24 protein-coding genes and 6 tRNA genes are annotated in these 26,235 nt (G+C 35.6%); 6 read left to right on the plus strand and 24 right to left on the minus strand.

The features are described 5' to 3' along the window. Positions 1-17: 17 nt before the first annotated feature. Positions 18-1,460, minus strand: coding sequence for a spore germination protein (locus GGQ92_RS02775; RefSeq protein ID WP_184244793.1), 1,443 nt, complete (start codon positions 1,458-1,460; stop codon positions 18-20). A gap of 120 nt (positions 1,461-1,580) precedes the next feature. Here GGQ92_RS02775 and GGQ92_RS02780 point away from each other — a divergent pair, with 120 nt between their 5' ends. After that, positions 1,581-2,438, plus strand: a complete 858-nt coding sequence (locus tag GGQ92_RS02780; protein WP_184244324.1) for a hypothetical protein — start codon at positions 1,581-1,583, stop codon at positions 2,436-2,438. Positions 2,439-2,574: 136 nt separating this feature from the next. Here GGQ92_RS02780 and GGQ92_RS02785 read toward each other — a convergent pair whose 3' ends face one another. From GGQ92_RS02785 to rpmG, 4 genes are all read right to left on the minus strand, one after another. Next, entirely contained in the window at positions 2,575-4,137 is a 1,563-nt protein-coding gene (locus tag GGQ92_RS02785) for a rhomboid family intramembrane serine protease (RefSeq protein ID WP_184244326.1), read from the minus strand. A 65-nt stretch (positions 4,138-4,202) separates the two neighbouring features. After that, the gene (locus tag GGQ92_RS02790) at positions 4,203-4,382 is read right to left on the minus strand and encodes a hypothetical protein (RefSeq protein WP_184244328.1); all 180 of its coding nucleotides are present in this window, start codon (positions 4,380-4,382) and stop codon (positions 4,203-4,205) included. Positions 4,383-4,435: 53 nt separating this feature from the next. After that, a complete protein-coding gene (locus GGQ92_RS02795) occupies positions 4,436-4,990 on the minus strand; it encodes a 5-formyltetrahydrofolate cyclo-ligase (RefSeq protein WP_184244330.1) in 555 nt (184 codons plus the stop codon). A 100-nt stretch (positions 4,991-5,090) separates the two neighbouring features. Further along, complete coding sequence (gene rpmG / locus GGQ92_RS02800; protein ID WP_184244332.1) at positions 5,091-5,240, minus strand: 50S ribosomal protein L33; 150 nt, start codon at positions 5,238-5,240, stop codon at positions 5,091-5,093. Between the two features lie 158 nt (positions 5,241-5,398). On the opposite strand from rpmG, the gene GGQ92_RS02805 reads away from it, so the two are divergent. Further along, complete coding sequence (locus GGQ92_RS02805) at positions 5,399-5,731, plus strand: hypothetical protein (protein WP_184244334.1); 333 nt, start codon at positions 5,399-5,401, stop codon at positions 5,729-5,731. A gap of 42 nt (positions 5,732-5,773) precedes the next feature. After that, the gene (locus GGQ92_RS02810; protein WP_184244336.1) at positions 5,774-6,268 is read left to right on the plus strand and encodes a hypothetical protein; all 495 of its coding nucleotides are present in this window, start codon (positions 5,774-5,776) and stop codon (positions 6,266-6,268) included. An 80-nt stretch (positions 6,269-6,348) separates the two neighbouring features. Here GGQ92_RS02810 and phoU read toward each other — a convergent pair whose 3' ends face one another. The 14 genes from phoU to GGQ92_RS02880 all read right to left on the minus strand — a co-directional run bounded on the left by phoU (position 6,349) and on the right by GGQ92_RS02880 (position 18,786). After that, positions 6,349-7,002, minus strand: a complete 654-nt coding sequence (gene phoU / locus GGQ92_RS02815; protein ID WP_184244338.1) for a phosphate signaling complex protein PhoU — start codon at positions 7,000-7,002, stop codon at positions 6,349-6,351. A 29-nt stretch (positions 7,003-7,031) separates the two neighbouring features. Beyond that, positions 7,032-7,844, minus strand: a complete 813-nt coding sequence (pstB, locus tag GGQ92_RS02820) for a phosphate ABC transporter ATP-binding protein PstB (protein ID WP_184244340.1) — start codon at positions 7,842-7,844, stop codon at positions 7,032-7,034. Between the two features lie 317 nt (positions 7,845-8,161). After that, positions 8,162-10,294, minus strand: coding sequence for a peptidoglycan D,D-transpeptidase FtsI family protein (locus GGQ92_RS02825; protein WP_343068741.1), 2,133 nt, complete (start codon positions 10,292-10,294; stop codon positions 8,162-8,164). Between the two features lie 46 nt (positions 10,295-10,340). Beyond that, on the minus strand, positions 10,341-11,558 hold the full coding sequence (locus GGQ92_RS02830) for an MFS transporter (RefSeq protein ID WP_184244342.1): 1,218 nt from the start codon (positions 11,556-11,558) through the stop codon (positions 10,341-10,343). A 149-nt stretch (positions 11,559-11,707) separates the two neighbouring features. Further along, positions 11,708-14,500, minus strand: coding sequence for a family 43 glycosylhydrolase (locus GGQ92_RS02835; protein WP_184244344.1), 2,793 nt, complete (start codon positions 14,498-14,500; stop codon positions 11,708-11,710). A gap of 279 nt (positions 14,501-14,779) precedes the next feature. Next, entirely contained in the window at positions 14,780-15,391 is a 612-nt protein-coding gene (gene sodA, locus GGQ92_RS02840) for a superoxide dismutase SodA (protein WP_184244346.1), read from the minus strand. Between the two features lie 147 nt (positions 15,392-15,538). Continuing rightward, a tRNA-Phe gene (locus tag GGQ92_RS02845) sits at positions 15,539-15,611 on the minus strand. A 43-nt stretch (positions 15,612-15,654) separates the two neighbouring features. Continuing rightward, positions 15,655-15,747: transfer RNA gene (locus GGQ92_RS02850), tRNA-Ser, on the minus strand. Between the two features lie 9 nt (positions 15,748-15,756). Beyond that, a tRNA-Ile gene (locus GGQ92_RS02855) sits at positions 15,757-15,833 on the minus strand. Between the two features lie 25 nt (positions 15,834-15,858). Further along, a tRNA-His gene (locus GGQ92_RS02860) sits at positions 15,859-15,931 on the minus strand. A gap of 11 nt (positions 15,932-15,942) precedes the next feature. Further along, a tRNA-Met gene (locus GGQ92_RS02865) sits at positions 15,943-16,019 on the minus strand. 3 nt (positions 16,020-16,022) lie between these two features. Continuing rightward, positions 16,023-16,097: transfer RNA gene (locus tag GGQ92_RS02870), tRNA-Asn, on the minus strand. 155 nt (positions 16,098-16,252) lie between these two features. Then, positions 16,253-17,884: a Na/Pi cotransporter family protein gene (locus tag GGQ92_RS02875; protein WP_184244348.1), complete on the minus strand. Its 1,632-nt coding sequence runs from the start codon at positions 17,882-17,884 to the stop codon at positions 16,253-16,255. A gap of 269 nt (positions 17,885-18,153) precedes the next feature. Further along, entirely contained in the window at positions 18,154-18,786 is a 633-nt protein-coding gene (locus GGQ92_RS02880; protein WP_184244351.1) for an NfeD family protein, read from the minus strand. Between the two features lie 178 nt (positions 18,787-18,964). On the opposite strand from GGQ92_RS02880, the gene ispG reads away from it, so the two are divergent. After that, positions 18,965-20,071, plus strand: a complete 1,107-nt coding sequence (gene ispG / locus GGQ92_RS02885; protein ID WP_184244352.1) for a flavodoxin-dependent (E)-4-hydroxy-3-methylbut-2-enyl-diphosphate synthase — start codon at positions 18,965-18,967, stop codon at positions 20,069-20,071. Between the two features lie 55 nt (positions 20,072-20,126). On the opposite strand, the gene GGQ92_RS02890 is transcribed toward ispG, so the two are convergent. Beyond that, a complete protein-coding gene (locus GGQ92_RS02890) occupies positions 20,127-20,525 on the minus strand; it encodes a DUF4190 domain-containing protein (RefSeq protein ID WP_184244354.1) in 399 nt (132 codons plus the stop codon). Positions 20,526-20,657: 132 nt separating this feature from the next. On the opposite strand from GGQ92_RS02890, the gene GGQ92_RS02895 reads away from it, so the two are divergent. Beyond that, positions 20,658-20,942 carry a DUF2624 family protein gene (locus tag GGQ92_RS02895; protein ID WP_184244356.1) on the plus strand — a complete coding sequence of 95 codons (285 nt, stop codon included), beginning with the start codon at positions 20,658-20,660 and terminating at the stop codon, positions 20,940-20,942. A gap of 43 nt (positions 20,943-20,985) precedes the next feature. Here GGQ92_RS02895 and GGQ92_RS02900 read toward each other — a convergent pair whose 3' ends face one another. Together GGQ92_RS02900 and GGQ92_RS02905 are read right to left on the minus strand one after the other, a co-directional pair. Next, entirely contained in the window at positions 20,986-21,879 is an 894-nt protein-coding gene (locus tag GGQ92_RS02900; RefSeq protein ID WP_184244358.1) for a deoxyribonuclease IV, read from the minus strand. 21 nt (positions 21,880-21,900) lie between these two features. Continuing rightward, entirely contained in the window at positions 21,901-23,214 is a 1,314-nt protein-coding gene (locus GGQ92_RS02905; RefSeq protein ID WP_184244360.1) for a DEAD/DEAH box helicase, read from the minus strand. 136 nt (positions 23,215-23,350) lie between these two features. Between GGQ92_RS02905 and GGQ92_RS02910 the strand changes: the two genes are divergently transcribed. Then, a complete protein-coding gene (locus GGQ92_RS02910; RefSeq protein ID WP_184244362.1) occupies positions 23,351-24,292 on the plus strand; it encodes a 4-hydroxy-3-methylbut-2-enyl diphosphate reductase in 942 nt (313 codons plus the stop codon). Positions 24,293-24,438: 146 nt separating this feature from the next. Here the strand turns inward: GGQ92_RS02910 and GGQ92_RS02915 are convergent, their stop codons facing one another. Beyond that, positions 24,439-25,554 (minus strand): Nif3-like dinuclear metal center hexameric protein, encoded by a 1,116-nt coding sequence (locus GGQ92_RS02915; RefSeq protein ID WP_343068742.1) that lies wholly within the window; start codon positions 25,552-25,554, stop codon positions 24,439-24,441. Then, a complete protein-coding gene (locus GGQ92_RS02920) occupies positions 25,538-26,230 on the minus strand; it encodes a tRNA (adenine(22)-N(1))-methyltransferase (protein WP_184244364.1) in 693 nt (230 codons plus the stop codon). The genes GGQ92_RS02915 and GGQ92_RS02920 overlap by 17 nt, the downstream gene beginning before the upstream one ends. Between the last annotated feature and the right edge of the window lie 5 nt (positions 26,231-26,235).

The following is a 26,235-nucleotide window of genomic DNA, read 5'->3' on the forward strand; positions in this document are numbered from 1 at the left end:
TTATAACTTGTTTACATTTATTTGTCAGGATCTTTAGGATTAAGGTATGCAGGTCTCGTATGATTATATGGTTTTGGTTGTCGAATAAAGATATTCCAAAAAGACTTTGGCTCAAATGGAATAAATGGCCAGAAGTAACCAAGGTAGAATGTCTTTAATTGTGTTAAATATAGAATGAATAATGTCGATCCGATAATAAAGCCTTTAACACCGAATAACGCTACAGCTACTAATAGAAAGATCCTTGCTAAACGATTTGCTAAACTTAACTCATAACTTGGTGTAGCAAATGTCCCCATTACAGCAGCCGCTAGATATAGCACTACTTCAGTTGAAAATAACCCTACATCCACAGCGATTTGACCGATAATAATTGCAGATACGAGACCTAATGCTGTCGCCAAAGTTGTTGGAGTATGAATAGCTGCCATTCGAAGTACATCTATGCCGATTTCCGCAATCATGAACTGAAAGAATAACGGAATAGTCCCTGGATCTCTAGGTCCGACAAATGACAATTCTTCTGGTAAAAGTCCAGTTTGAGTAGACAACAAATAATAAAGCGGTATGAGAAATATCGATGCGAATACAGCAAGAAAACGAACAAGTCTTAGGTACACACCGATAGTAGGTTTCTGGCGATATTCTTCTGCATGCTGTAAATGTTGCCAAAAACTAGCTGGAGTAATCATTACACTCGGTGAACCATCAATAATAACGATGATGTGCCCTTCGTATAGATGTTCAGCCGCTGTATCTGGTCTTTCTGTATACCGTATCGTCGGATATGGGTTCCACATTTTTCCACTCAAAAATTCTTCTACCGTCTTTTCTGCCATCGGGATTCCATCGGTATCTATACTTTCTAAATGTTTCTTAAGTTCTTCGACTTTTTCGCTATCTGCAATGTCCTCAATGTAACATAAACAAACATCTGTTTTAGAACGGCGGCCAATAGAGGTATACACCATTCTTAACGAACGATCTCGGATTTTCCGTCTAGTAAGTGCTGTATTAAAAACAATTGTTTCGACATAGCCATCCCTCGCTCCCCTTACAACTCTCTCTAGATCCGGCTCTTCTGGGCCGCGAACTGGATATGTACGGGCATCAATTACGATTGCTTTTTTTAATCCTTCGACTATTAGCAACGAGGAACCTGCAAGAACACTGTCTGCACCTTTTTTTAAATCCTTTTCTTCGTCTACCTCTACATATGGTATATAGCGTTTCATTAATTTTTCAAACGCATTCGTGGCTAAATCTTCTTCTTTTAGTTCAGCCAAAAATCGCATTAAATAATGTAGAATATCATCTTTTGCCAAGCCATCAACTAAGTATAATGCCATTTTTCGCCCGGCGTAATGTAAATCTAGCTGAATTAGATCAAAACTTTTGTCTATTGCTAAATAATCGTGTATATATTGGATATTTTGCTCATAGTCATTGGATAAAAGCATCTCCTTGTCCAACTTAACATCTCCTCACATTTCAATATACATACCTAGTTTGTTCTAACATTCTAGATTCATGCGAGGATAATGGAGAAGTTTAAGCCGATTATTATAGGAGCGATATCGATGAAGCAAAGATGGAAAATTATTATAACATCAGCTCTAACCATTGCTATTTTATTATTTATTCTTTTAAATCAAACTACTGCGCCAGTTATTACTTATTTTCCTAATGATCCTAGTCTGAAATATGATAGAAGCAACACATCGATTTCCATCAAAGAGAGTACTGGAGATGATACGTATATCGTTGATTGGGAAAGTTACAGCTCACTTAGTGATCCTGTTTACTTAAGACAAGATGTGTCTATTTTATTTATGGATGGAAGATTGAAGGGCATGAAGAGCATATGGAAGGAACAAGAAAAGAATATCCATCTCTCTTCTAGTTTTGAAGAGAGTGACAGCAGTTTATTTCAAGCAATCACTTTTCACCATGGAGAAATACATTATTCATCAGATGATATAAAAACGGTTCAATCGATGTCATCCTCTAAAGTGTATGTAATTGATTCACCTCACACTAAACTTGTTAGCTTTGCCAAACCGGTTACAGATAATGAAAAAGACTGGAGCAGTACGGTCGATCAAACTATCAATCAGTATTTACATTATGTTTGGAATGAATGGATAACAGAAAAATCTATTAATATCGAGGAATATGACCTCGTTCAGTTAGTCGATCTTATTCATTTTAACGATCAAACGTTACCTGACTTAACAGAAGAACAAACAAATAAAGTAATAGGCCAGCTATGGGAAGGTCTTTACAAAAATTATGTGATACCTATGTTGAACAAACAGTGGAAAGATGGAACACCAATGCCTATTGTTTTATTCTCCAAAGACAATACACACCTTATTGTTGTATTTGAAGACGGGGATCAACAGGTTCAAGTGTTGTATCAGCAATACACCTTTTAGCTAATGAGATGTAACAAATTCGTAAATACCTTAGTGTGGTATTTAACTTAATTCGTATAAATTGTCCCCAAAAATGATTTTTAATCAACTTTTGGGGACGGTTTAATAGTATGTCCAAGGCTATTCTTTTAACTTCTTATTCTTTTCTTAATAATTGTAAAAGTTCTTCATATCTGTCGTTATCTTGATCGATCTCTAATAATCTTTCAACGGCAGCGATTGCTTTTTCTCTTTCATTTTCACCTTGATATAGAATAGCAAGATTATACCATGCCTCTTCGAATTCTGGAGATTCCTTAACAGCTATTTCTAAATCAGCGATTGCTTCATCCACTTGCTGAGATTGAATATAAGCATAGGAACGATAAAATAGTAATTCTGCAACAAATTCGTTTTCATCTGTATTTTCTAGTGCATCGGATGCAACAGGTATAATTTTCTCAAATTCTTCTTGTTTCATATAATTTTGAATTCGTTGTAATTGCATGATGTTACTTTTTTGTACTGCTTCATTATTTACACCATATAAGAACAGCGAGCCTAGTCCTACCACACAAACAAGCCAGCCTATTAGACGCTTAGAGACTGATTTAGCGTTCGGAAGCCCAACGGCCATAGCGGCAATAAAACCTCCAACTAATCCTCCTAGATGACCACCAACATCTATTTGTGGTGCAATGAATCCAAATATAATATTAATTCCTAGAATAGTGAAGACATTCATACCTATAGTTTTCATGAATACTTCCTTATTACGCCAACCAAAATATAATAAAGCACCAAATAAGCCGTATATTGCACCTGAAGCCCCTGCTGCCACCGCTGGATTAAATGCGAAGCTTGCAAGACCCCCTGTTAAACCAGCAATCATGTATATTAAGAAATAACGACTATTTCCAAAGATTCTTTCTGTTAAAGTCCCTAGGAAATACAGTGCTAGCATATTTAACAGGAGATGGAAAGTTCCAATGTGTAGAAACATGGAAGTTATAAATCGCCAATATTCACCGTCCATAATCGCTATATTATACTTCGCACCATATTTGATTAAGGTTTCAGTTGAAGTTGAGCTACCCTTATATTCGATAAAAATAAAGATAAGAATATTAATGGCGATCAAGAGAAAAGTTAGTATCGGTTTCCCATAATGAAACAGCTCACGGCTTTGTTTGTGCTTTGTCTCTTTTAAGGTATGTATTCTTCGTTGTAGATCTAATGTTAATTGCTCCATATGCAGAACACTTATTTGATCCTCTGGGAATGTTATGCGATCGATAAGCTTGAAATTAATTTGATTTTCAAATTTTTGTAATTCCGATTGAATTGTTTCTTTTGTAAGAATATAAAGGTGAGATTGATTTACCTTTTTATGAAAGGATTCGGTTTTATATAAGTGCTCATACGAGTCAACTGGTTCATAGTCAACGAAGTAAAGATGATGAAAATGAACATTTTTAGTAAACAAAGGCGATGGGAAATGGTTCATTAAAGTATTTTCTACATGACGGAGTGTGCGTTCCATTTCCCTTTGCCAATCATGTTGCTTTCTAGATAAACGAACAAAGTGAATGGTTCCATTAACCTTTTTTCTTAATATTATTTCTTCGTAATTACTCGTTCCTGTAATGAAGTCATACTCTAAATTCTCCATTAATAACGTAGCAATTTGCGCTTGTAAAAATTGATGTTTGATTTGCATTACGTCACCAACCTTATTAGTGCTATCATATCATGGCGGTAACGTACATGTCATTCCGCAAAATCTTACTTCTGAAATAAATTAGAAATCATTTTCTCACGAACACCCGGAATATTCATTGCAAGCTTCACACCACTCTGACGTAACATTGGAAACTTGCTAAGAAATGAAATAATTTTGCCAGAGTATTTCGTAATTACTAGAACGATTCCAATAATCGTAAGTAGTACACTTAATCCCTTCATATAAGCACCCTTTCTAATAAATGTATGCTTAGTCTGGGTTAAACCATCATAAATTATGTACACACAAGTAACCGTGTGTTCGTAATAATCATTTCGATAGGTTGGTCGTATTTGTTAATGGGTATTTTATCGATTACTTGAACATCATGTGCAAGCGAAACCGTACGATGCTGATAATGCTGTAGATAACGATCGTAGTAGCCTCCTCCATAACCGATTCGATACCCTTTCTTGTCAAACGCCAACCCTGGAACAATCATTAAATCATGATTATTTGGTTCACAATGTAGATCTGGATTTGGAATTGGTTCCCATAAATCTTGATAAACATTTTCTAACGAAGCTCTATTTTCAAATTGGTAGAATTGCATTGTGCGGTTGTTTCGGTTTGTCCTCGGCAGCGTAACTATTTTTCCCTGCGATAATGCGATATCAATTAACGCATGTGTATCCCATTCAAATCCATATGAATAATACAAACCAATAACTTTGGCATTCTTCCACCATTCAGTTTGCAATAGATTAGAGTGTATTGTTTTTTCAACCTCAGCGCGATTCTTAATAGATAGTATTGTATGTTTCATTTTATTTCTTATTATCGTTTTCATAATTTCACACCTTAAAATGAACACCGTATTGTAAATATCCGAATAAATTAAAAACTCCTACCTATTCTTCATTTGGTAAGAGTCTTCGTTTTCAAACTAATTATTTTGTTTCACGGTGTAACGTATGTCTTTTTAAACGTGGAGAGTATTTTTTAAGCTCCAAACGTTCAGGATTCTCACGTTTATTTTTAGTCGTAATATAATTACGATCACCAGTTTCAGTACAAGCTAAAGTAATTTTTACACGCATGATTTTCCCTCCAAACTATTCAATCATCTTCGGTTGCATATCTTTACCTTAGATATAATAGCAAAACCTTAGCTTAAATTCAAGTAAATGTTTCAATAGAATCCTTCTTTATGGTATAACTATAAATAAAGATAACATTAATTTAAGGGGGTAAATCATTGATTATCGCTATAATTTCTATCATTTCTGTCGCAATCGTTCTATTGATAGCTTCCTATTTCATGACAGATAAATTCAAGCAATTAGAGGATCAACTAGAACAAGTCTCCATTTCATCTTTACAGGAGACCTACCAATTAAAAAGAAAGATAAAAGTACTAGAAGAAGAATTGTTGGTTGATGAAAGTTTTGTCCAACCTACTGAAGGTTACGATACACCTTTATTACGTGAGATTAAGGAGCTTCATCGACTTGGTTATGATACCAAATCGATTGCACAACAAGTAAATCTAGATGAATATGAAGTGACATCTATTTTAAATCAATTTTAAACAATACTAAAATAATAGAAATGAATTAAATGAGGGATTATGTTGAAACAATTTATCCGTGCATTTGCATTAGGACTCATCGTTGCAGGAGGAATTTTTGGAGTAGCATATTACATAGATTCACCTTCTGCCTCTATGGATGAATCGGCAATGAAAGCAGAACTTACGAATGAAGGTTATTATATTTATGAAGAAAATATGAACTCTAAAATTATCGACTTAGAAAATGAAGTGAAAAGTCTCGAAAATCAATTATTAGAGTTTGAAAACATTGATAATGCTTCAAACGAGGATGAGTCGCTAGAGGAAAGCGAGTTAGAAGAAGATGTTGAGGCAATTAATATTTCGATTATGCCGGGAATGCAGGTTGCTGATGTCACTCAGCTTTTGTTAGATCATCAAATAATTGACGATGAAGCCTCCTTTATTACTACGTTAGAAGAATCGGAAAGAAGTAGATATATTCAAGTCGGCAATTTTGAGCTCCATTCCAATATGTCCGATGAAGAAATTGTATCAATTATAACAGGCGAGTAAAAGATAAAACGAATGATTCTATTCTATCTAGAATCATTCGTTTTTCTCTTATAAAGTAAGGTTTGATATTCTGTTCATATTTAATTAAGGTTAAATGATTCTCCCTTTACTAAATACATTACATCTTCACCAATGTTTGTTGCATGGTCACCGATTCTCTCTACATATCTTCCACTAAAAGCCATCTGGATAATAAGTTGTGTCTTTTGTTTATCAGAAGTAGCTGTTAGTAGCTCTGTCATCATATGAGCATAAATATGGTCCAACTGATCATCCATCTCTGATAATTTCCGAGCTAACGTTATATCTTCATTCTCATATGCTTTAATTGCTAGCTCTATCATATCCTCAGCAATAATTCTCATATCATCAATTGATGAATGCACTTCTAAACCATGATTTTTACCAAGTCGAATCGTTGCTCTTGCAATATTCTTTGCATTATCTGCCATTCTCTCTAAGTCAGTAGAAATCCGTATAGCTACAACTAATCTCCTTAAATCTGTTGCTACTGGCTGTTCTCTTGCCAGTAAAACAATCGCCCGCTCATTAATTTTACGATCCAGTTTATCTAATAATTTATCATTTTCAACAATTTGTTCAGCTGCTTCTATATTGCTTTGATACAATGCTTCAACCGCTTCGGTCAATTGTTGCTTTGTTCCTTTAGCCATTTCCACTATTAAAGATTCAACCTCTGACAATTTCCCTTCAAATCTTTGCCTTCCCGCCATTTAATCCCTCCGTTTTAAAATCGATAATGTTAGCCGAATCGGCCAGTAATATAATCTTCTGTTCGCTTATCACTAGGATTCGAGAACAGCTGATCCGTATTAGAAAATTCAACCACTTCTCCATTTAACATAAAAACGGTTTTATCTGAAATTCTAGCTGCCTGTTGCATGTTATGTGTCACAATAATAATCGTATAATTCTGCTTTAATTCCTTAATAAGCTCTTCAATTTTCAACGTGGAGATTGGATCCAACGCAGATGTTGGCTCATCCATCAAGATGACGTCTGGTTCAATTGCAAGACAACGTGCGATACATATTCTTTGTTGTTGTCCACCTGATAAGCCATGTGCATTTTGATACAATCTATCCTTAACTTCATCCCAAATTGCTGCACCTCTCAAACTTTTTTCAACAATCTCATCTAAAACTGCTTTTTTCTTTATTCCATGGATTTTAGGACCATAAGCTATGTTTTCATAAATAGATTTAGGGAACGGATTCGGTTTTTGAAACACCATTCCAACTTCTGTTCGAAGAGCTTCAACACTAGCTGATTTATCTAGTATATTTTTACCTTTATATTTAATTGTCCCAGTTGTACTTACGCTAGGTACTAATTCAACCATACGGTTTAACGTTTTAATATAAGTGGATTTGCCACATCCCGAAGGTCCAATAATAGCTGTAACTTCATTCTCTTCTATTTCCAAGTTAATATCCTTTAATGCATGGGTATCTCCATACCATAAATTCAATTGATTTGTATCGTATACAATACTACGTTTTTCATCTATATGTTTAGTTACTGGATTAATCTTTTCGACTATAGATACGTTCATATTTCCACTCCTTCTACATAGTTGAATAATCTAATATCTTTGCTGAATTTAAGTACGTATAAAAATGGCTTATTAATTCAATTAATCATTTTTTCGAATTGATACAAGATCACTAAAAAGCATACAAGATGAGAACGATAAGCCCTCATCATGAATAATGTTCTATTTCTTTTTAGCCTTAACCTTATCTTACCGAACGTTTATTAATCAGCTATTAACTCTATGTAAAGTAAATGTAAATTTAACGAATCTTGCTTACATATGTGTTATTTCCAAAAACTTTATGAACAAAAAAAGAGCAATAAGCTTTTTGCTTATTACTCTTCATCATCTTCATCGTTATCTTGTTGTTTTCCGTTTTTTAAATCGAAATACGCTTCGGTTATTCGTTTACCGATATTATGGTGTATCGGATTACGTGAGCTGCTAGTTCCGTTCTTTGGAACGACTACTGCAAAAGCCATTTCGGGGTTATCATAAGGTGCGTAACCAACCAACGTTAAATTATGCGTCATTGTTGTTCGAACTACTTTTCCATTCTCGACAACATATTGCGGGTTTTCTGCGGTACCTGTTTTTCCAGCCATTGGGTATGGAAAACCTCTCCATTGACCAGCTGCAGTACCACTTGTATATACTCGACGAAATCCTTCTTGAACGCGTTTAATGTATTTATCATCGACTCCAACTTTATTCAGCACTTCTGGTTCAAATGAATCAACAACTGGACCAATTTCTCCCTCGGTACTAACAGGATCTCGAATTTCTTTAACCAATCTTGGTCTTACACGGTAACCATCATTCGCAATTGTTGACACGTACTGAGCTAATTGTAAAGTAGTATACGCATCATATTGACCGAACGATAAATGAAGTAAGTTACCTGCTTGTGGATTGGTTCCAATAACACCGGATGCTTCAAACGGTAAATCAATTCCTGTCTTTGTTCCTAAGCCGAATTGTTCGTAATGATTTCTCATCGTTTGAAACGAATTAAAATCAAAATTACGTAATGGTTGATCCCTTACATATGATGCACCACTCAGGCGTAATGCAATCCGCATCATATACGCGTTTGACGATTTCTCTAACGCTTGTAAATCATTGAGTGCAGAACCTAAATATGCGTGTGACTTTATTTCTTTCGTACCTGCTATCTTAATACCTGACTCATCCAAATACGTACCAATGTCAATCACACCTGTTGCATAACCAGTTAGGACAGTTGCACCCTTCATCGACGAACCAGGCATATGGGAATCATAAACCGTACGATGACCTTGAACACTATATTCTTTCTTTTCTCGATCATAGTGTACAGCTGACATTCCGAGAATTTCACCTGTTTGGGGGTTCATAATGACAGCTTGAGCATCTTCCAAATATCCATTGTTATTTCCGGAATTATTGATGGCCGCTCGAAGCTCTTCTTCCACGATTCGGTCCATCTCTTCTTGTAATTCCATATTTATCGTTAACACTAAATCTTTTCCACGTTCACCTTCAGCAACGATCTCTGAATCAATTACATTACCTTGAGTATCAGTCGTAAATTGAGTTTTTTCTTTTCTTCCTCTTAGGACATGCTCGTACTGTTGTTCCAATCCACTTGTACCAACACGATCGTTCCATGTATATCCATTTGCCAAATAAAACTCACTATTTTCTCTCGGAATACCTTCGTTGCTACTTGATATATTACCTAAGAACGAACGGAATGTATCCTCATAGTTATACTCGCGTTCCCAGTCCACTACGACATCAATATTTGGAAGTTCAGAAAGATGCTCTGCTACTTGTGCGTACTCTTCTTCTGTAATTCCTTCATTAACAACAACGTGCGGTGAAAGCTGATAAGCGGCATCTAATTCTTTTTTAATTGCTAGCATATTTAACAATTCATCCGTCCATGAAATTGTCTCTAAATCAGCTTCTGTAATTGCATCTAGTTGCGCTTGGTATAACTCTCCACCCTCTAATGTTGACTCTTCCTCTGTAAGTCTTTCTTGAATTTCTTCGTTATTTAATAAATAGTAATATTCTTTTTTATCACGTTCCGTAATTTTCTCTTTTAATTCTTCCTTATCTTTAATGACGGTAACAAATTTAGCTAGGTCTTCTGCTAACTCCAATCGCTTTTTCGCGGATTCACCATTTTTCGGAGGAGTATATGTGATTGCTTTAACAGGTTTATTGTCCACAATTATATTATAGTTATTATCGTACATTTTCCCTCGTGGTACAGGTTTTTCTGAAGGTGTATTTTCAGTTGCATTTATTTGTCTTTGCGCTTCCTCACCATTCAAAATTTGTACGATTCCAAGCTGTACAATTAATAGTGAAAAAATTAAAAATATCACGATGAAAAGTATATTTAAACGTAATGGGATTTGTGATTTTTTCTTTTTCATTTGCTTTCTATTTTTCTTTAATTGAATAGGTTGGTTCAATTGTTCTCCCCCTCCCTCACTTCCTAAGTATAGCACGTTTACCTTTTTATTGGCTATTTTTAATAAGGGGGTGTTCTATTTTTTTAACAAATAAAGAAGCAATTAAATTTCCCGCACCTAAACTAAGCAATAGTATTGGAATACTCGAAATTGGATCCATAAATTGTATCGATATAATAAATATCACGATTGCCGCTATTCTTCCTATATTAAGAAAGATTTCACGTAAAATTACATATTCAACTCGTAATTCTCTTGCCTTCTTAGCAGTACCTATAATATCATAGGTTAATGAAATAAACGGCACGTTATATACCGGATAAGCTAATCCAGCTAATACACCATATAAAAATAGCATCCACGTCTCTGTTTGAAATACAAATAACCAAACAGATAAATAAAGAAATAATCCTCCATAAAAGATATACTTTTTTCGTAATGTATCTTTAAGAAATTTGGATACGATATAATATCCAATAAAGGAAGATAAGGATAGTAGTAAATTAAAAGTACCTATAGCAAATTCACTACTCGTGGCAACATATATCCAAATTGTAATAATAAAGGCGAACAAGCCTTCTCGTGATCCTTGAAAGGTATGGGCATATAAAATATGTCTCCAATTTTTATTTGCGATTCTTTCTTGTATTACGTCTTTTAAATATAGTCTTCCTGTCACATGACGTTTATGTAACAGAAAGGACAATGCAGCAGCGACAAGAAAAAAGACAAATGAGATAAAGAAAATAATGCTGTATCCTTTAAAGTTATCCCATAAAGATACAATGTATCCTGCTATAAACGGGCCTGCCATACCACCAAACGATTGTAAAGAACCTAGTATCCCATTAAAATAATCTCTAGTGTCTGGTTCCGTTACCTCAAAAGTGAGCAAATTAAACGACATCCAATAAAATCCGTTCCCAATCCCTAAAATCGCACCGATTATAAATGGATAGGATGATGTGTGATCTCCTAGGAACAAAATGATAAGATAAAAACCCATCAGAAAACCCATACCAAATCTGATAATAATCGTCCGATCAACCATCTTCGAGAATCTTCCTGCTAATAAGAAAGATAAGGGACTAAAAATGGAAACAAATAAGTTGTAAATTGCAATATTCAGATAATCATTAGACTGCTTCCACAAAAATACATTTACGAATGTGTTGGACAAGAATGTTGCAAATGCAAATAACCCACCAATCATCAACAGCACCTTTAAATCTCGATTGGTATTCAAGCCTTTCCAACGAATCATTACATTCACCTCAAATCAATCTAACCACTAGTGTTTGCTAGTTTGTTCGAGGTATGCTCTTTTTTTACATAATTAATATAGATACATGTACAACTTTCTCAAAAAAAAGACTGAGCCTATTCCATGAATAAACTCAGACATTGATATTATTACATTTTAAAATTCTTTTTTTTCTTAGCTATGTGGAAGATTGTAAAACCAGAAGCCAGTATAAGTAAACCTATAAACAAAACAGAGAACATGTTTGTAGAAGTCTTTGGCAAAGTATGCGTATTCCCTTCAGATTCTATATCGCCTTCAGTTTCACCATCGTTATTCGAATTTACTTGCTCATTTTTTTGATTATCATTGTCAGTAATTATCGAGTCATCAACATGTACCTTCTTTAGATTTTCAATGGCTTCTTTTATTTTAGACACATCTGCTTCTAATTCTTCATTATTAAGATAAGATTGATCACTTTCTATATCTAGAATTATATCTCTTAAATTTTTTCTTGATTCCTCTGTAAAACGGTTATCTTCTAGATATTGCTTTGCCTCATCTAACAAATTGTCTAGTATCGTACTGTCTAGAGAAAAGTTGCCAGTATGATAAATTTCCTCCACTTCATCATCTGTCAGTGCGTAGTTATTAAAAACCATCACTTCGTCCATTAAACCTTTATAAGGTATATCCCAGTAATTAACGCCTAAGCTAAAAATTCCATTCGTAGTTTGAAATACAGTTGGAAAACCGTCATACTCTTCGATTAATTCCCCATTCATATAAAGTGATAGTGCACCATTATCTACCGCTAGAGCGATGTGATACCATTCCTCAAGACTAAGCTCTATATTGGAATAACCGTCAAACCAATTTTCTCCAGACCATAGCATCCAATCATTTCTTTCCATAATTCCAGCAGGTACTAAACTAATCCAATTATCAGGTGATTCACTACCAAAGAAACTTGTAGTAAACGAAGTAAGCTCTTCAGGTTGTAACCAAAGTGCTATAGAAAACGTGTTTCCGCTTATCAATCCATCTTGCAATCGTACTCCGGATGAACCATCAAACTTTGCTGCTTTTCCTCGTCTCCCCTCTTCGAAAGAAATACTGCCACCCTCATCATTAATTAATTCGCCTGTTATCGTTGCTTCTTCTCCATTAACTTGGTTTAGTAAATTATTTTCAAAACTATATTTAGCGACAAGACCCTTCACTGTTTCTGGTATAACATAAATATCAAATGTTTTTTCTGTAATTGCATCACCTTTTTGAATTGTAGCTGTGAGGATAGCATGGGTAGGATCTGAACCAAACGGAGGCCGATTTATCTTACCCGTATCCGTCACTACTTCTTGATTCGAAGATGACCAGCTAATACTCGTTCCTTCTCCACCATCCGTCGGTAAACTTAAATCATTTAAAACCTCATTTGTATTGCCTATATCAATGTCATCAGCTATTCTTTCTACTATCTCCTGGTCAGACAAGATTCGATCCTCTGTCTCTACCCCCCATAAACTTAAACCATTAGATGCAATAGAGGAGAATGTAATAGAATCTTTTTCTGCAATAGGATTCCATTGTTGCAATACAACCCCTTTATATGTCTCTTCTGCTATTTCCAGTTGAATATATTGTCCATTTACTGTCCAAGAACCAGACACATCACCTACGATAGAACCGTCAGATTCTAATCGAACAGATATGGACTCATCCAGTTCATTGTTTATTTCTGAAGAGTATAACAACAATTTATATGAACCAGTAATTTCTTCAACACTTGCTTCCATAACTCGATCTTCGTGATAACGAAATGGCGCTGCAATTGGCCAACCATCTTCATTCATATATAAAGAATGTACTCTCACTTGATGCAACTCACCTTGATTAGGAAAACGAGAATGGAAAATCAAAAATTGATTGCCAGTAGTTTCATCTACATAAACAGAATTATGGCCTGGAGACACGTACCCAACAGAATTTCCGGGCTCTCCTAATGAGCTTGTTAATATATGGTTTCCTATTATTTTGGATCCTGTTGGAGCAATTGCCTCATCTTGAAAAAAGCTACCATCCTCTCCTTTAACAGTCCTCATATCGTTACCTTGAATATCATAATATGGTCCATCTGGATTAGCAGACTTAGCCACTCTCACATTGTAGCCTCCATCAGCATCTAAACCGCCATAGGATAAATACAAATAGTAGGCATCAGTTTCATCGCTATACACGATATACGGCGCTTCTATTCTGCTATGATTTCCACCTAATAGTTTTGTACCGTAGCCTTGATTGGCAAAAGGCTTACCACTCTGTGGGTCCAATTCCAGAATGAATATCCCGCCGGAATATGATCCGTACACCATCCAAAGTTTACCTTCTTTATCAAAAAACACGTGAGGATCTACTACATTTGGATGAATAGTAGCATCGTATATTTCTGGATAATGGATATCATCATAGGGTGTGCCATCTATTGAGATAGATTCTTCTGGCGTCATTCCAGATCGTAAAATAATACCCAAGTCTTCATATGGTCCGTCTACATTATCTGAAACAGCAATACCTAAGACAGATCGAGGAGATGAGCCTTCACATGCATTGTAATACATATAGAATCGACCATCTTCTAATTCAATAACATCAGGTGCCCATAATGTATCAGTTTCAGCATATTCTAGCGCTTCCGATAATTCTTCTGTTACATCATCAAATAATCTATTGGATGAATGAACTCTGTCCTCTAACTGTGTCCAATTCTTCAAATCAGAGGATTTAGCTAGAGCTAAATGAGAACCAAAAACATAATATTCCCCATCTACTTCTATCACAGAGGGATCATGTACGGAGGCATTGCTAAAAGTCTGGGGAGATTGCGCTTGTGTAGGATATGAAAGTGAAAGTAATACTACCGTGAACATCATTATAAGTAAAACACCTATTTTTTTCATTTAAAATCCTCCTAAAATCACTAGCTTATACGCATGTATATAAAACGCTTTCATTATTTAATTAACAAAAAGTAATGGCCAAAATCGGTTTCACCTCCTATTTAATCAATTTTAGAATGAAATTCCCTTAAAAATTTCCATATCATACGTATAAGTTGTCAATTCCCACTTTACTATACAACAGTTGGACTGACAAGTTGTTTTTGATTGTACATGTTCTTTCATACATAAAAAAACTACCAATGGACAAAAGTCCAATGGTAGTTTTTAAGATTGTTATTATTTTGCTTGGTTGTATAACTCTGTTACTTTATCCCAATTTACTACATTCCAAAATGCAGCAATATAGTCAGGACGTTTATTTTGATATTTTAGGTAGTATGCATGCTCCCATACGTCTAGTCCTAAAATAGGTGTCTTTCCTTCTGAAATAGGAGTATCTTGATTTGGTGTACTTGTAATTTCTAGATTACCATTGTTTACTACAAGCCAAGCCCAGCCAGATCCAAATCTTCCAGCACCAGCATTTGCAAATTCCTCTTTAAACTTCTCAAAGCTTCCAAATGTTTCATTAATTTTATCTGCTAATTCACCTTCTGGATTACCGCCACCATTTGGTGATAATAGGGTCCAGAATAATGAGTGGTTTGCATGTCCTCCACCATTGTTACGAACTGCTGTACGAATATTTTCAGGTACTGCATCTAGATTTGCTAAAATCTCTTCGATGGACTTTCCAGCAAGATCATCATGTCCCTCTAGAGCTTCATTCAACTTAGTAACATACGTGTTATGATGTTTCGTATGATGAATGTTCATTGTTTCCTTATCAATATGTGGTTCTAATGCGTCGTATGCATATGGTAATTCAGGTAATGTAAAGTTTGCCATGTGATAACTCCTCCTATTTAATCGTAATAGAATATCTTCCACTTAAAATGTTAATCAACATATGTAAAAATTGCAAATATTTCGCTTTTAAGAATAGCATAAAAAATACGGAAAGAAAAAAACAAGCATTAGTTGCTTGTTTAATGATGGCTCGGGACGGAATCGAACCGCCGACACACGGATTTTCAGTCCGTTGCTCTACCGACTGAGCTACCGAGCCGAATATTCATATTTTTCTCATGCGTTCCAAAATATAATATGTATGGAGGAGGTAGAGGGATTCGAACCCCCGCGCGGTTTGACCCGCCTGTCGGTTTTCAAGACCGATCCCTTCAGCCAGACTTGGGTATACCTCCGAGTTAAAATGGTGGACCCTGCAGGACTCGAACCTGCGACCGATCGGTTATGAGCCGATAGCTCTAACCAACTGAGCTAAGGGTCCAAGACTAACAATGTATAGTATGAAGGGCGAACGATGGGATTCGAACCCACGAGTGTCGGAGCCACAATCCGATGTGTTAACCACTTCACCACGATCGCCATTGTAATATTGGTAGCGGCGGAGGGAATCGAACCCACGACCTTACGGGTATGAACCGTACGCTCTAGCCAGCTGAGCTACACCGCCATATGGCTCCACAGGTAGGATTCGAACCTACGACCGATCGGTTAACAGCCGATTGCTCTACCACTGAGCTACTGTGGAATATCACTGAAGCGACATTTAATAATTTACCATATAGATTTTTGTTCGTCAATACTTTTATCTCTATTTTTTAAAAAAATAGATTTTTTTCATTGAAATAGAGTTAATAATTGCCAAGAATGCACGATTCACATGCATTCCTGGCTTACTACTATTTAGTGTTTTTCACCAAGTACTTCATCTACCATGTTTACAGCATGGTCTCCAATTCGTTCTAAGTTACTTAAAATATCAGCAAAAACAATTCCAGCAGTTCCTGTACATGCTCCTTCATTCAAACGAATGATATGCTTTTTACGGAATGCTCTTTCCATATTATCAATTTGCTTTTCTTTTTGTACAACACTTAGTGCCGCCTCACGATCTAATTCACTAAGTGCTTGAATTGCTTCTTTTACAGTGCTAATTGTAAGATCGAACATTTCATTTAAATCAATCATACCTTGCTCTGTAATATCTACTTTATTTGATATTTTATAATTAATCAATTCAATGACATTTTCGTAATGGTCTCCAATTCGTTCGATGTCTCGAACAGAATTCAATAACATGGTGTGCTTCGTACGATCTACCTCAGAGAATTCACTACTAGAAAGCTTGACTAAATAGTCTGTAATCTCACGATCGAGATTATTTAACGCACCCTCTATTTGCATCGCTAATTCTTCATTCTTTTTTGAATTTGTATTTAAAAAGGTGCTTGTCTCCTCTAAACCTTGAATCGCATACTCTCCCATACGAATTACTTCGAATTTAGCTTGGTCTAACGCTACTGTCGGAGATTGTTGAATGAATATTGGATCAAGATGCTGTGGTTTATATTGAATAACGGTATCTTCTCCTGGAACAAGCTTCGTTACAATCATAGCTAGTATTCCTATAAACGGAAGCTGAATAAGTGTGTTAGAAAAGTTGAAAATACCATGTGCGAATGCAATCGTCATAGCTGGATTTAGATTTACCAGCTGTTGAATATGAGCAACTAATAATGTAAATGGTGTTAACAGTATTAGTATGATTATCGTACCAAGTAAGTTAAATATGACATGTGTTAGCGCTGCTCTTCTAGCTGTAATCGTAGCACCAATGGAAGCTAAAATAGCTGTAATAGTAGTTCCTAGGTTGTCCCCAAAAAGTACTGGCAGTGCTGCTTTTAATTCAATAGCACCTTCCAACATTAAGCTCTGTAAAATACCAATCGTTGCACTAGAGCTCTGAACAATCATAGTGAATACAGTACCAACTACTACTCCTAAAATTGGATATTCAGACATACTTAATGTTAAATCACTAAATGTTTGTAAGGTACTTAATGGTTTCACTCCGGAACTCATTAAATCTAAACCGAAGAAAAGAGCTCCAAATCCAAATATAGTTAATCCTATATTCGTTATTTTTGGGTTTTTAAAAAAGAACAACATAAAAGCTCCAATACCTATAATAGGTAATGAGTAGGCTCCTAGGTCAAAACCGATAATAAATGCTGTAATCGTTGTTCCGATATTAGCACCCATGATAACTCCAATTGCTTGTCTCAGTGTCATAAATCCTGCGTTAACAAGTCCAACTGTTAATACGGTTGTACCGGAACTAGATTGTATTAATACTGTTACAACGATTCCAGCAATAACTCCCATAACTGGGTTACTAGTAAACCTATCAAGGATATTTCTTAATCGATCACCTGCTGTTCGTTGTAATCCATCCCCCATGTATTTGATACCAAGAAGGAAAATCCCTAACCCTCCGATAAAATCGAAAAGCATTGCTTGAATATTTAGCTCCAATATGCTCATCCCTTCTAATATTAACCTATCACTTCAAAAGTCATACTATAGCTTATTTTCTGTATTCGACGGAATTCTATGTATTTCTATCACACACCAATACATTTTTATCAATTGTTAGTCGTTTTGTAAAGAGATTCTTTAAAAATTTACAAAACCTTTACAAACCAAATTAATTATATCAGTAAATTTAAAATTTTGTTCAAGATTATTTTAAAAATAAAAAAATCTGGAGTTCTCAACCCCAGATAATAAACACTCTATATTTTTTAATTTTCCAGTTCTTTAACTTGTATTTTTGTACCATCGACCTGTTCAACAACAATCTCTGTATCCTTCACAAGCCATTTCCCTTGGGTAATAGCACTATATTCTTTGTCATTGATTCTTACAGTTCCTATAGGTCTCATATCGGTAACAGTAATTCCAGTTTCACCAATTAATTCTCGATAACTTTCATTTATACTAGAGTATCCTGCTTCCTCCGTTAATTTATCAAATAACGTGATTTTCTGCCACATACTTCTCCTTTTAAAAACCTTCAAGAATGTAAAGGATAAAACACTTCCTATAAAAATTCCTATTACAGCATATAATCCACTTATCCAATTCGGAGCTGCTAATCCAACTGAAAATATCATCATGGCTAGGCCGATAACACTCAATGTACCGTCATTTAATAATTTCCCATCTATCACAATAAACAATATTCCAATGATATATACTAATATCATAATAAAGAACATCCCGGTATCTAGAAATGAAGAAAAGAAAATTGTTATAAAGCCGATACCTAATATTGCAAATATTCCTCTTGCATTTACTAAGACTTCACCGATAAGAAATAACGTAGCAAATCCAACAACTAACATACTCATCCAGTCTGCTGTTAATGTAAACATCTTCATCCCCCACTTTCTTTCCTCTTTCTATCTTATCATACGTGTGAAGTTACAATGAAGTTTCTTTAAAAAGTTTTTATACTTCTCAATTATATAAATAAGCTTTATAATGTAATATGTATCAAATTATTAGATGTTCAATCTACATCGATTTGAAATTAAGGGAGCGATTTTATTTATGGCTTTTACACACCGTAAAGACACACGTCCTGTCAAAGTAGGCGATGTGGTCATTGGCGGGAAAGATGAAATAGTTATCCAATCGATGACAACAACAAAAACGCACGATGTGGATGCTACCGTTGAAGAAATTAGACGATTGGAAGAGGCTGGATGTCAAATTGTTCGAGTGGCGTGTCCTGATGAGCGTGCTGCAAATGCCCTTCCAGAAATTAAGAAAAGAATTAATATTCCATTAGTAGTTGATATTCATTTTAACTATAAACTGGCATTAAAAGCTATTGAAGCAGGCGCCGATAAAATCCGAATTAATCCAGGGAATATTGGTAAACGTGACAAAGTAGAAATGGTTGTTAATGCTGCTAAAGAAAAAGGAATACCTATAAGAATCGGAGTAAATGCTGGATCGTTAGAACGACATATTTTAGAAAAGTATGGTTATCCGACTGCAGAAGGTATGGTAGAAAGTGCGCTACACCATATTAAAATCCTTGAAGATCTTGATTTTCATGATATTGTTGTCTCATTAAAAGCATCCGATATTCTTTTAGCTGTAGAGGCATACGAAAAAGCTGCTGAAGTTATAAGCTATCCATTACACCTTGGTATAACAGAATCTGGTACATTATTTAACGGAAGTATAAAAAGTGCTGCTGGATTAGGTGTTCTTTTAAATAAAGGAATCGGAAACACGATGCGTATATCGCTTAGTGCGGATCCGGTGCAAGAAATTAAAGTTGCTAGAGAACTACTAAAAGTATTTGGTCTTTCTTCGAATGCTGCTACTTTAATTGCATGTCCTACTTGTGGACGTATCGAAATTGATCTAATCAAGATTGCAAATGAAGTAGAGGATTATATTTCGACGATTAAAGCACCACTTAAAGTTGCTGTACTTGGTTGTGCAGTAAACGGTCCGGGTGAAGCAAGGGAAGCTGACATTGGAATTGCGGGAGCACGTGGAGAAGGTCTATTATTCCGCCACGGGGAAATTATTCGAAAAGTTCCTGAGGAAACAATGGTAGATGAACTTAAAAAGGAAGTCGACAAATTAGCTGAAGAATATTTTGAAAAGCAAAAAGCAGAACAAGAACAAAACGTCTAAAAAAGGAGGCTGATTTCAGCCTCCTTTTTACTATGACGATGACGCTTTAGCTATATCAAAACATCGGCAGTATTAGTGATAGTATAATCGAAATTACGGAGATTACGATAGCGGTATTCCCTAAAGAATCCGCTCCTTGTCGTTTAGAGATAAAACCTAAAACGATTCCTCCAATTCCCATAATCAATGGCCACATGAAGAAAGAAGCAATTGCTGCGATAATACCAATCCATCCAAATACCGTATTCACTTCCGATTGATCATTTGCATTTGAATACATCGGTCGATTGAAATCACCAGCAAATTCTTGAGCTGTCTCTTCTTCTCTTTTATAAGTGTCATCCATAGCATACAACTCATCCACCTGAGGAATTTGCTTCGATTCATCACTTTCGATATCACCGTTATCTATTTTTGGTGCATCTTCAATGTGCTTCCCTTTGTTTTCATCCATTGTACAACCCTCCTTTATTGAGAGGTACATTTCTAGTATGGCTTTCATATCAAATTATTTGCATGGTAATTTAAACAAGTTCAGGCATTGAAAATTAACGGAGGGCATATAGTGTGTTGAAGGAGTGATAGCATGGATGGAATCAAAAAGAAAATAATACTAAGTAAATGGAAGCAAATTAAAAGCGAAGATATTTATTCCTATGCAAAAGAATATGGGATATCTATCTCAGCAGATCAAGCGAAACAGATATCTAAACATATTCAATCTTCCTCATATGATCCAACAAATCAGCAGGATCGTACGAAAATGTTAAAACAGCTAGCTAAAATCACTGACTTAGAAACAGCTCAAAAATGTAATAGGTTATTCAACAAATTAATTAAACAATACGGCGTCGAGGATATATTTAAGTAAAATAGCAAAATAACGGTCAAAACGATCTGACCGTTATTTTATTTTATTGTTCCATAATTTGATTTTTTAACTCGTGATCAAATTGACCTTTTTTCAACATGCCTATCTCAAATTTATAAGGTGGTTTTTTGTTTTTCTTATCTTCGCCTACATATGGTGTTTCCAATATTTTGGGTAATTCCTGCAATTGTGGATGGTGTACAATATAGTGTAACGTGTCAAACCCTATATGACCAAAGCCAATATTTTCATGTCTATCTTTAGCAGCCCCTTGGATATTTTTACTATCATTAACGTGAACGACCTTTATACGGTCTAAACCAACAATTTTATCGAATTCTTCTAATACGCCATCAAAATCTTCTACTATTGGATAACCAGCGTCATGGATATGGCATGTATCCATACATACAGATAATTTTTCATTGTGCGTAACACCATCAATGATTCGAGCCAATTCATCAAATGTCCTACCAATTTCGGAACCTTTACCAGCCATCGTTTCTAAAGCTATTTGTACATCTTGTTTCGGATCAAGTACCTCATTTAAACCTTCGATAATTTTCGGTAAACCTTTTTCGACACCTTCTCCTACGTGCGCACCAGGATGTAGAACAATTTGTTTTGCTCCTAAAGCTTCTGTACGGTCAATCTCACTTTTCAGGAAATTCACTCCTAATTCGAATGTTTCCGGCTTTACAGAATTACCAATATTAATAATGTATGGTGCATGAACAACGATATCAACAATACCATTATCCTTCATATGTTGAATTCCAGCGTCGATGTTTAATTCCTCTATCGGCTTTCTGCGCGTGTTTTGCGGTGCCCCTGTATAAATCATAAACGTATTCGCCCCGTAAGATGCTGCTTCCTCACTTGAGGCTAAGAGCATCTTCTTACCACTCATTGATACATGTGATCCTAATTTTAGCATTTCCCCACTCACCTTTTCTCTCTATTTCTTTTTATATTCATTTTGCTTTAGTTTCCGTTTAATTTTCTGTTGCTTTGCTTTAAGTTTCTTTTTATAGCCTGGTTTTACTTTTTTAGGTTTTCTTACCTTCTGCCAAGCTTGTCGATCAATGTCATTTTCTTTTCTTTTTCTGATTTGTCTAGCATTATAAGGTTTGGTTTCTCGCCATTCATCTTTAACTATATCATAGAATGTGAAGTTCAATCCTTGATTTTCTAGCTTTTTAACTAATTCAATGTCTTCCTCTTTATATAAACTGATTGCAATTCCTTCCATACCAGCTCTAGCAGTTCTACCTACTCGATGAATATAAAAGGAGTCTTCCTTAGGTAATTCTGCATTAATGACATGACTTACTCCAGCGATATCAATACCTCGTGCAGCTAAATCAGTAGCTACAATATATTGGTAATTAAGCTGTTGAATCTCCTTAAGTACTCTTTTTCTCTCACGCTGTTCCAGTCCTCCATGAATGACTCCAACGTTTAAACCTCTTTCAATCAATTCACCCGCAAGCTCGTCCGCTTTGTCTTTTCCGTTTGTAAAGATGATTGCAAGGTACGGGTGGATTGTTTTTGAAATATTATGAATCACATCTGCTTGTTTACGATGCTTAAGTGGTACGAGTCGATGCTCTAGCTTCTCGGGTGTTAAACGGTCCTCGATTTTGATGTACGTCGGATTCTGTAAATATTTTTTTAAGAAGGGTTGAAGCTTTTCTGGTATTGTTGCTGAAAAAACTAACAATTGAATATTTGGGTCGCAACGTACCAAGATTTTATCAATTTCTTCAATTAACCCGAGCTCTAACATTAAATCTGTTTCATCTATAACGAATGCTTTTGCCTTGTAAACTTGAAGTACTTGTTCCTCCACAAGATCTAATAAACGACCTGGAGTTGCGACAACTATATGTGGTGGCCGTTTCATCTTCTCAACCATCCGCTTCTTGTCTGTTCCACCAATAATTAGCTTAGCACGCCATACATCAGTATTATTCGAATACTCCATTATCTTCTTTACTTCTTCATAAATTTGACTAGCCAATTCTCTTGTTGGAGCCGTGAATATAAATTGTGTCTCTTCCAAATCTGGATCTAATTGTTGCAGTAAAGGGATTAAGAAAGCATGCGTTTTACCCGATCCTGTTTCAGATTGACCTATAATATCTTTATTTCTTAATGTTTCTGGAATAACTTTCTTCTGAATTGTTGTAGGTTCATAAAAACCCAATTTATCAATTACTTGGTTCATCCATTCTTCTAATGCAAATTGTCTAAAAAGATGGTTTTTCATACGATCTCCTTCTATTCTAAAATGAATATCTTTGTCATTTTTGCGAACAACCCTTATAATGAAAGTATTGGACATTTTTTGTCCGCTATTCATATTTTACTTGAACTTAAAATGAATGTACAGAGGGGGAATCAGGATGGAAGTTATTAAAATAGCTCCTAGAGGTTACTGTTACGGTGTGGTAGATGCGATGGTCATTGCCCAAAATGCAGTACGTGATCCTAACTTGCCTCGTCCAATATATATTCTAGGGATGATAGTGCATAATTCACATGTTAATAAAGCTTTCGAAGAACAAGGAGTATATACGTTAGACGGCAAAAGTAGGCTAGACTTACTTGAGGACATCGATGAAGGAACGGTTATTTTTACTGCTCACGGTGTATCTCCAGAAGTAAAGAAACGTGCTGAAGAAAAAGGATTAACCGTACTAGATGCAACATGTCCAGATGTTACTCGTACACACGATCTTATTCGAAACAAAGTTAGTGAAGGCTACGAAATTGTTTATATTGGTAAAAAGAATCACCCTGAACCGGAAGGCGCGATAGGTGTTGCACCTAATCACGTACACTTAATTCAGACAGAAGAAGATGTTGACTCTCTAGATATTAAGAGCGATAAAATTCTGGTAACGAACCAAACAACGATGAGTCAATGGGACGTATATGATGTCATGCTAAAAGTACAAGAGAAATACCCTCAGACCATAATGGAACAAGAAATTTGCATGGCAACTCAAGTTAGACAAGAAGCTGTTGCTGAACAAGCAAAAGATGCAGATTTAACATTAGTAGTCGGTGACCCACGTAGTAATAACTCTAACCGTCTAGCACAGGTGTCAATTGAATTAGCCGATACTCCTGCATACCGAATTGCAGATGTAACGGAGATTGATTTTAATTGGTTAGAAGGTGTTGAGAAAGTAGCTATTACAGCTGGTGCATCTACCCCTACTCCAATTACGAAAGAAGTAATTACGTTTATTGAACAATATGATGCAAATGATTCATCTACATGGGATAAAACATCCAAGGTGAAAAAAGATAAAATACTACCAAGAGTTAAGGCTAAATAAGAAAGGCGCAAGTGCCTTTTTCACCCCCGACAAGCTTACGTAAGGATTGATGTGTTCCTCGCCACAGAATAGCATTACGTAAGCCATCGAGGGCTTTATCTCTTAAAATAAACGTGGAAGCCGAGTTAGTTCGGCTTCTCTTTTTTCTATTGATAAATAAATGGATCGGTTGAAATCTCGGATAGTATTATTTCTACTTCATCTGACAGTTTATCCTTATTATTATCGAAATATTCCTTGACACCTTTTTTCATAATCTTTTCCGCATAATGTCCTGGATCGATAAGTGCCAATCCATCTTGTTGCGCGTCCTGCGCTTCATGGAACGTTAAATCGCCCGTTATGTAAACGTCTGCGCCTCCTGATATTGCATAAGGAATATAGCTTTTTCCACTTCCTCCAAGAACAGCAACCTTCTTAACTATTTTGTCCTTATCACCAGTAAATCGTACAAATGGAATGTCCAATGCTTCTTTTACAACCTCTACATATTCAGAAAGTCTCATTTCCTGTAAAGACTTACCTATTCTCCCTAAGCCATGTGTTGTTCCCTTATTCTCTAATGGATAGATATCGTAAGCCATTTCTTCATATGGGTGAGCATTGTTTGCTGTTGTGATTACTTTATCTAAGTCATTTTCCTTCACTATGGTTTCAATCTTATATTCGGATACGTGTTCTATCTTTCCCTGTTCTCCAAGATATGGAGTAGTTCCTTCTAAAGGCAAAAAGGAGCCCGTTCCTTCCGTTTGGAAAGTACAATGGCTATAGTTTCCAATATGCCCTGCACCAGCGTTTCCAAGTGCGACACGTAGCTGTTCAACATGGGATTTAGGTACAAAAATACTAAGTTTATATAGCTTCTCACTAAACTTTGGAACCAATGGCTTAATCTGTTGAAGCTGAAGAGCATTTGCCATCATATCATTTACTCCGCCATTTGCTATGTCCAAATTAGTGTGCGTTACATAAACAGAGATATCATTCTTTATTAGCTTTTCTAATACCCTTCCTTTTGGAGTCGAGAAATTGATTTGACTTATTTTCGGAAAAATAAGAGGGTGATGTGCGATGATAAGGTCTACACTCTTCTCTATTGCCTCATCTACCACAGATTCTAATACGTCTAGTGTAACCATAATCTTCTTAACTTTTTGGCTCTTGTTTCCAACTAATAACCCAACATTGTCCCATTCTTCTGCTAACGTTTTCGGTGCCCAACGTTCCATTAATTTAATTACGTGATTAACCGATGTCATCATCTAGTACCTCCTTAATCAACGTTATTTCATGTAGTAAGTGATTGATCTTCTCATCTGGAGTGTTTGTTGCTTTCTCCATCTGTTTCACTAGGCGCTTTCTTTTTCCTAGCTCAGATACCCATTTAGCTTGAAATATATCGCCTTTTTCTTTCAGTAGAAAAGGTCCGAATAGAAAAGATATCTCATCAAGTTGAACAGTTTTTTCTACTTTGTCAGCAATGATTAGCTCGTAAATATAGCCATCTTCCTCAACAATCTCTTCAGCTGTTATTTCGTAAGAGTGTAGATGTAACCATTTTCGGACGAGTGGTGCATCAAGGTTTGGTTGAAGAATTAGACGTGACACACTATCTAATTTTTGTTTTCCCTCTTCTAAAATCTTCTTAATGAGTTTGCCACCCATTCCAGCTATAACAACTTGGTTTACTTCTCCAACGGTTAAAACTTCTAACCCGTTGCCTTGTCGAACTTCAATTTTATTTTCTAGGTTATGTTCCTTAACAGTCTGTACAGCTCTTTCGTATGGTCCTCTATTCAATTCACCTGCTATAGCGCGAGCGAGTGGATTATTCGAACAAACAAAGGTTGGTAAATACGCATGATCCGACCCGATATCAGCAAAATAAATAGGATCTACTAAATAATCTGCAATTCTTTTTAATCGTTTTGATATCATAATGT

Source organism: Gracilibacillus halotolerans, from assembly GCF_014206945.1.
Classification (GTDB): domain Bacteria; phylum Bacillota; class Bacilli; order Bacillales; family Amphibacillaceae; genus Gracilibacillus; species Gracilibacillus halotolerans.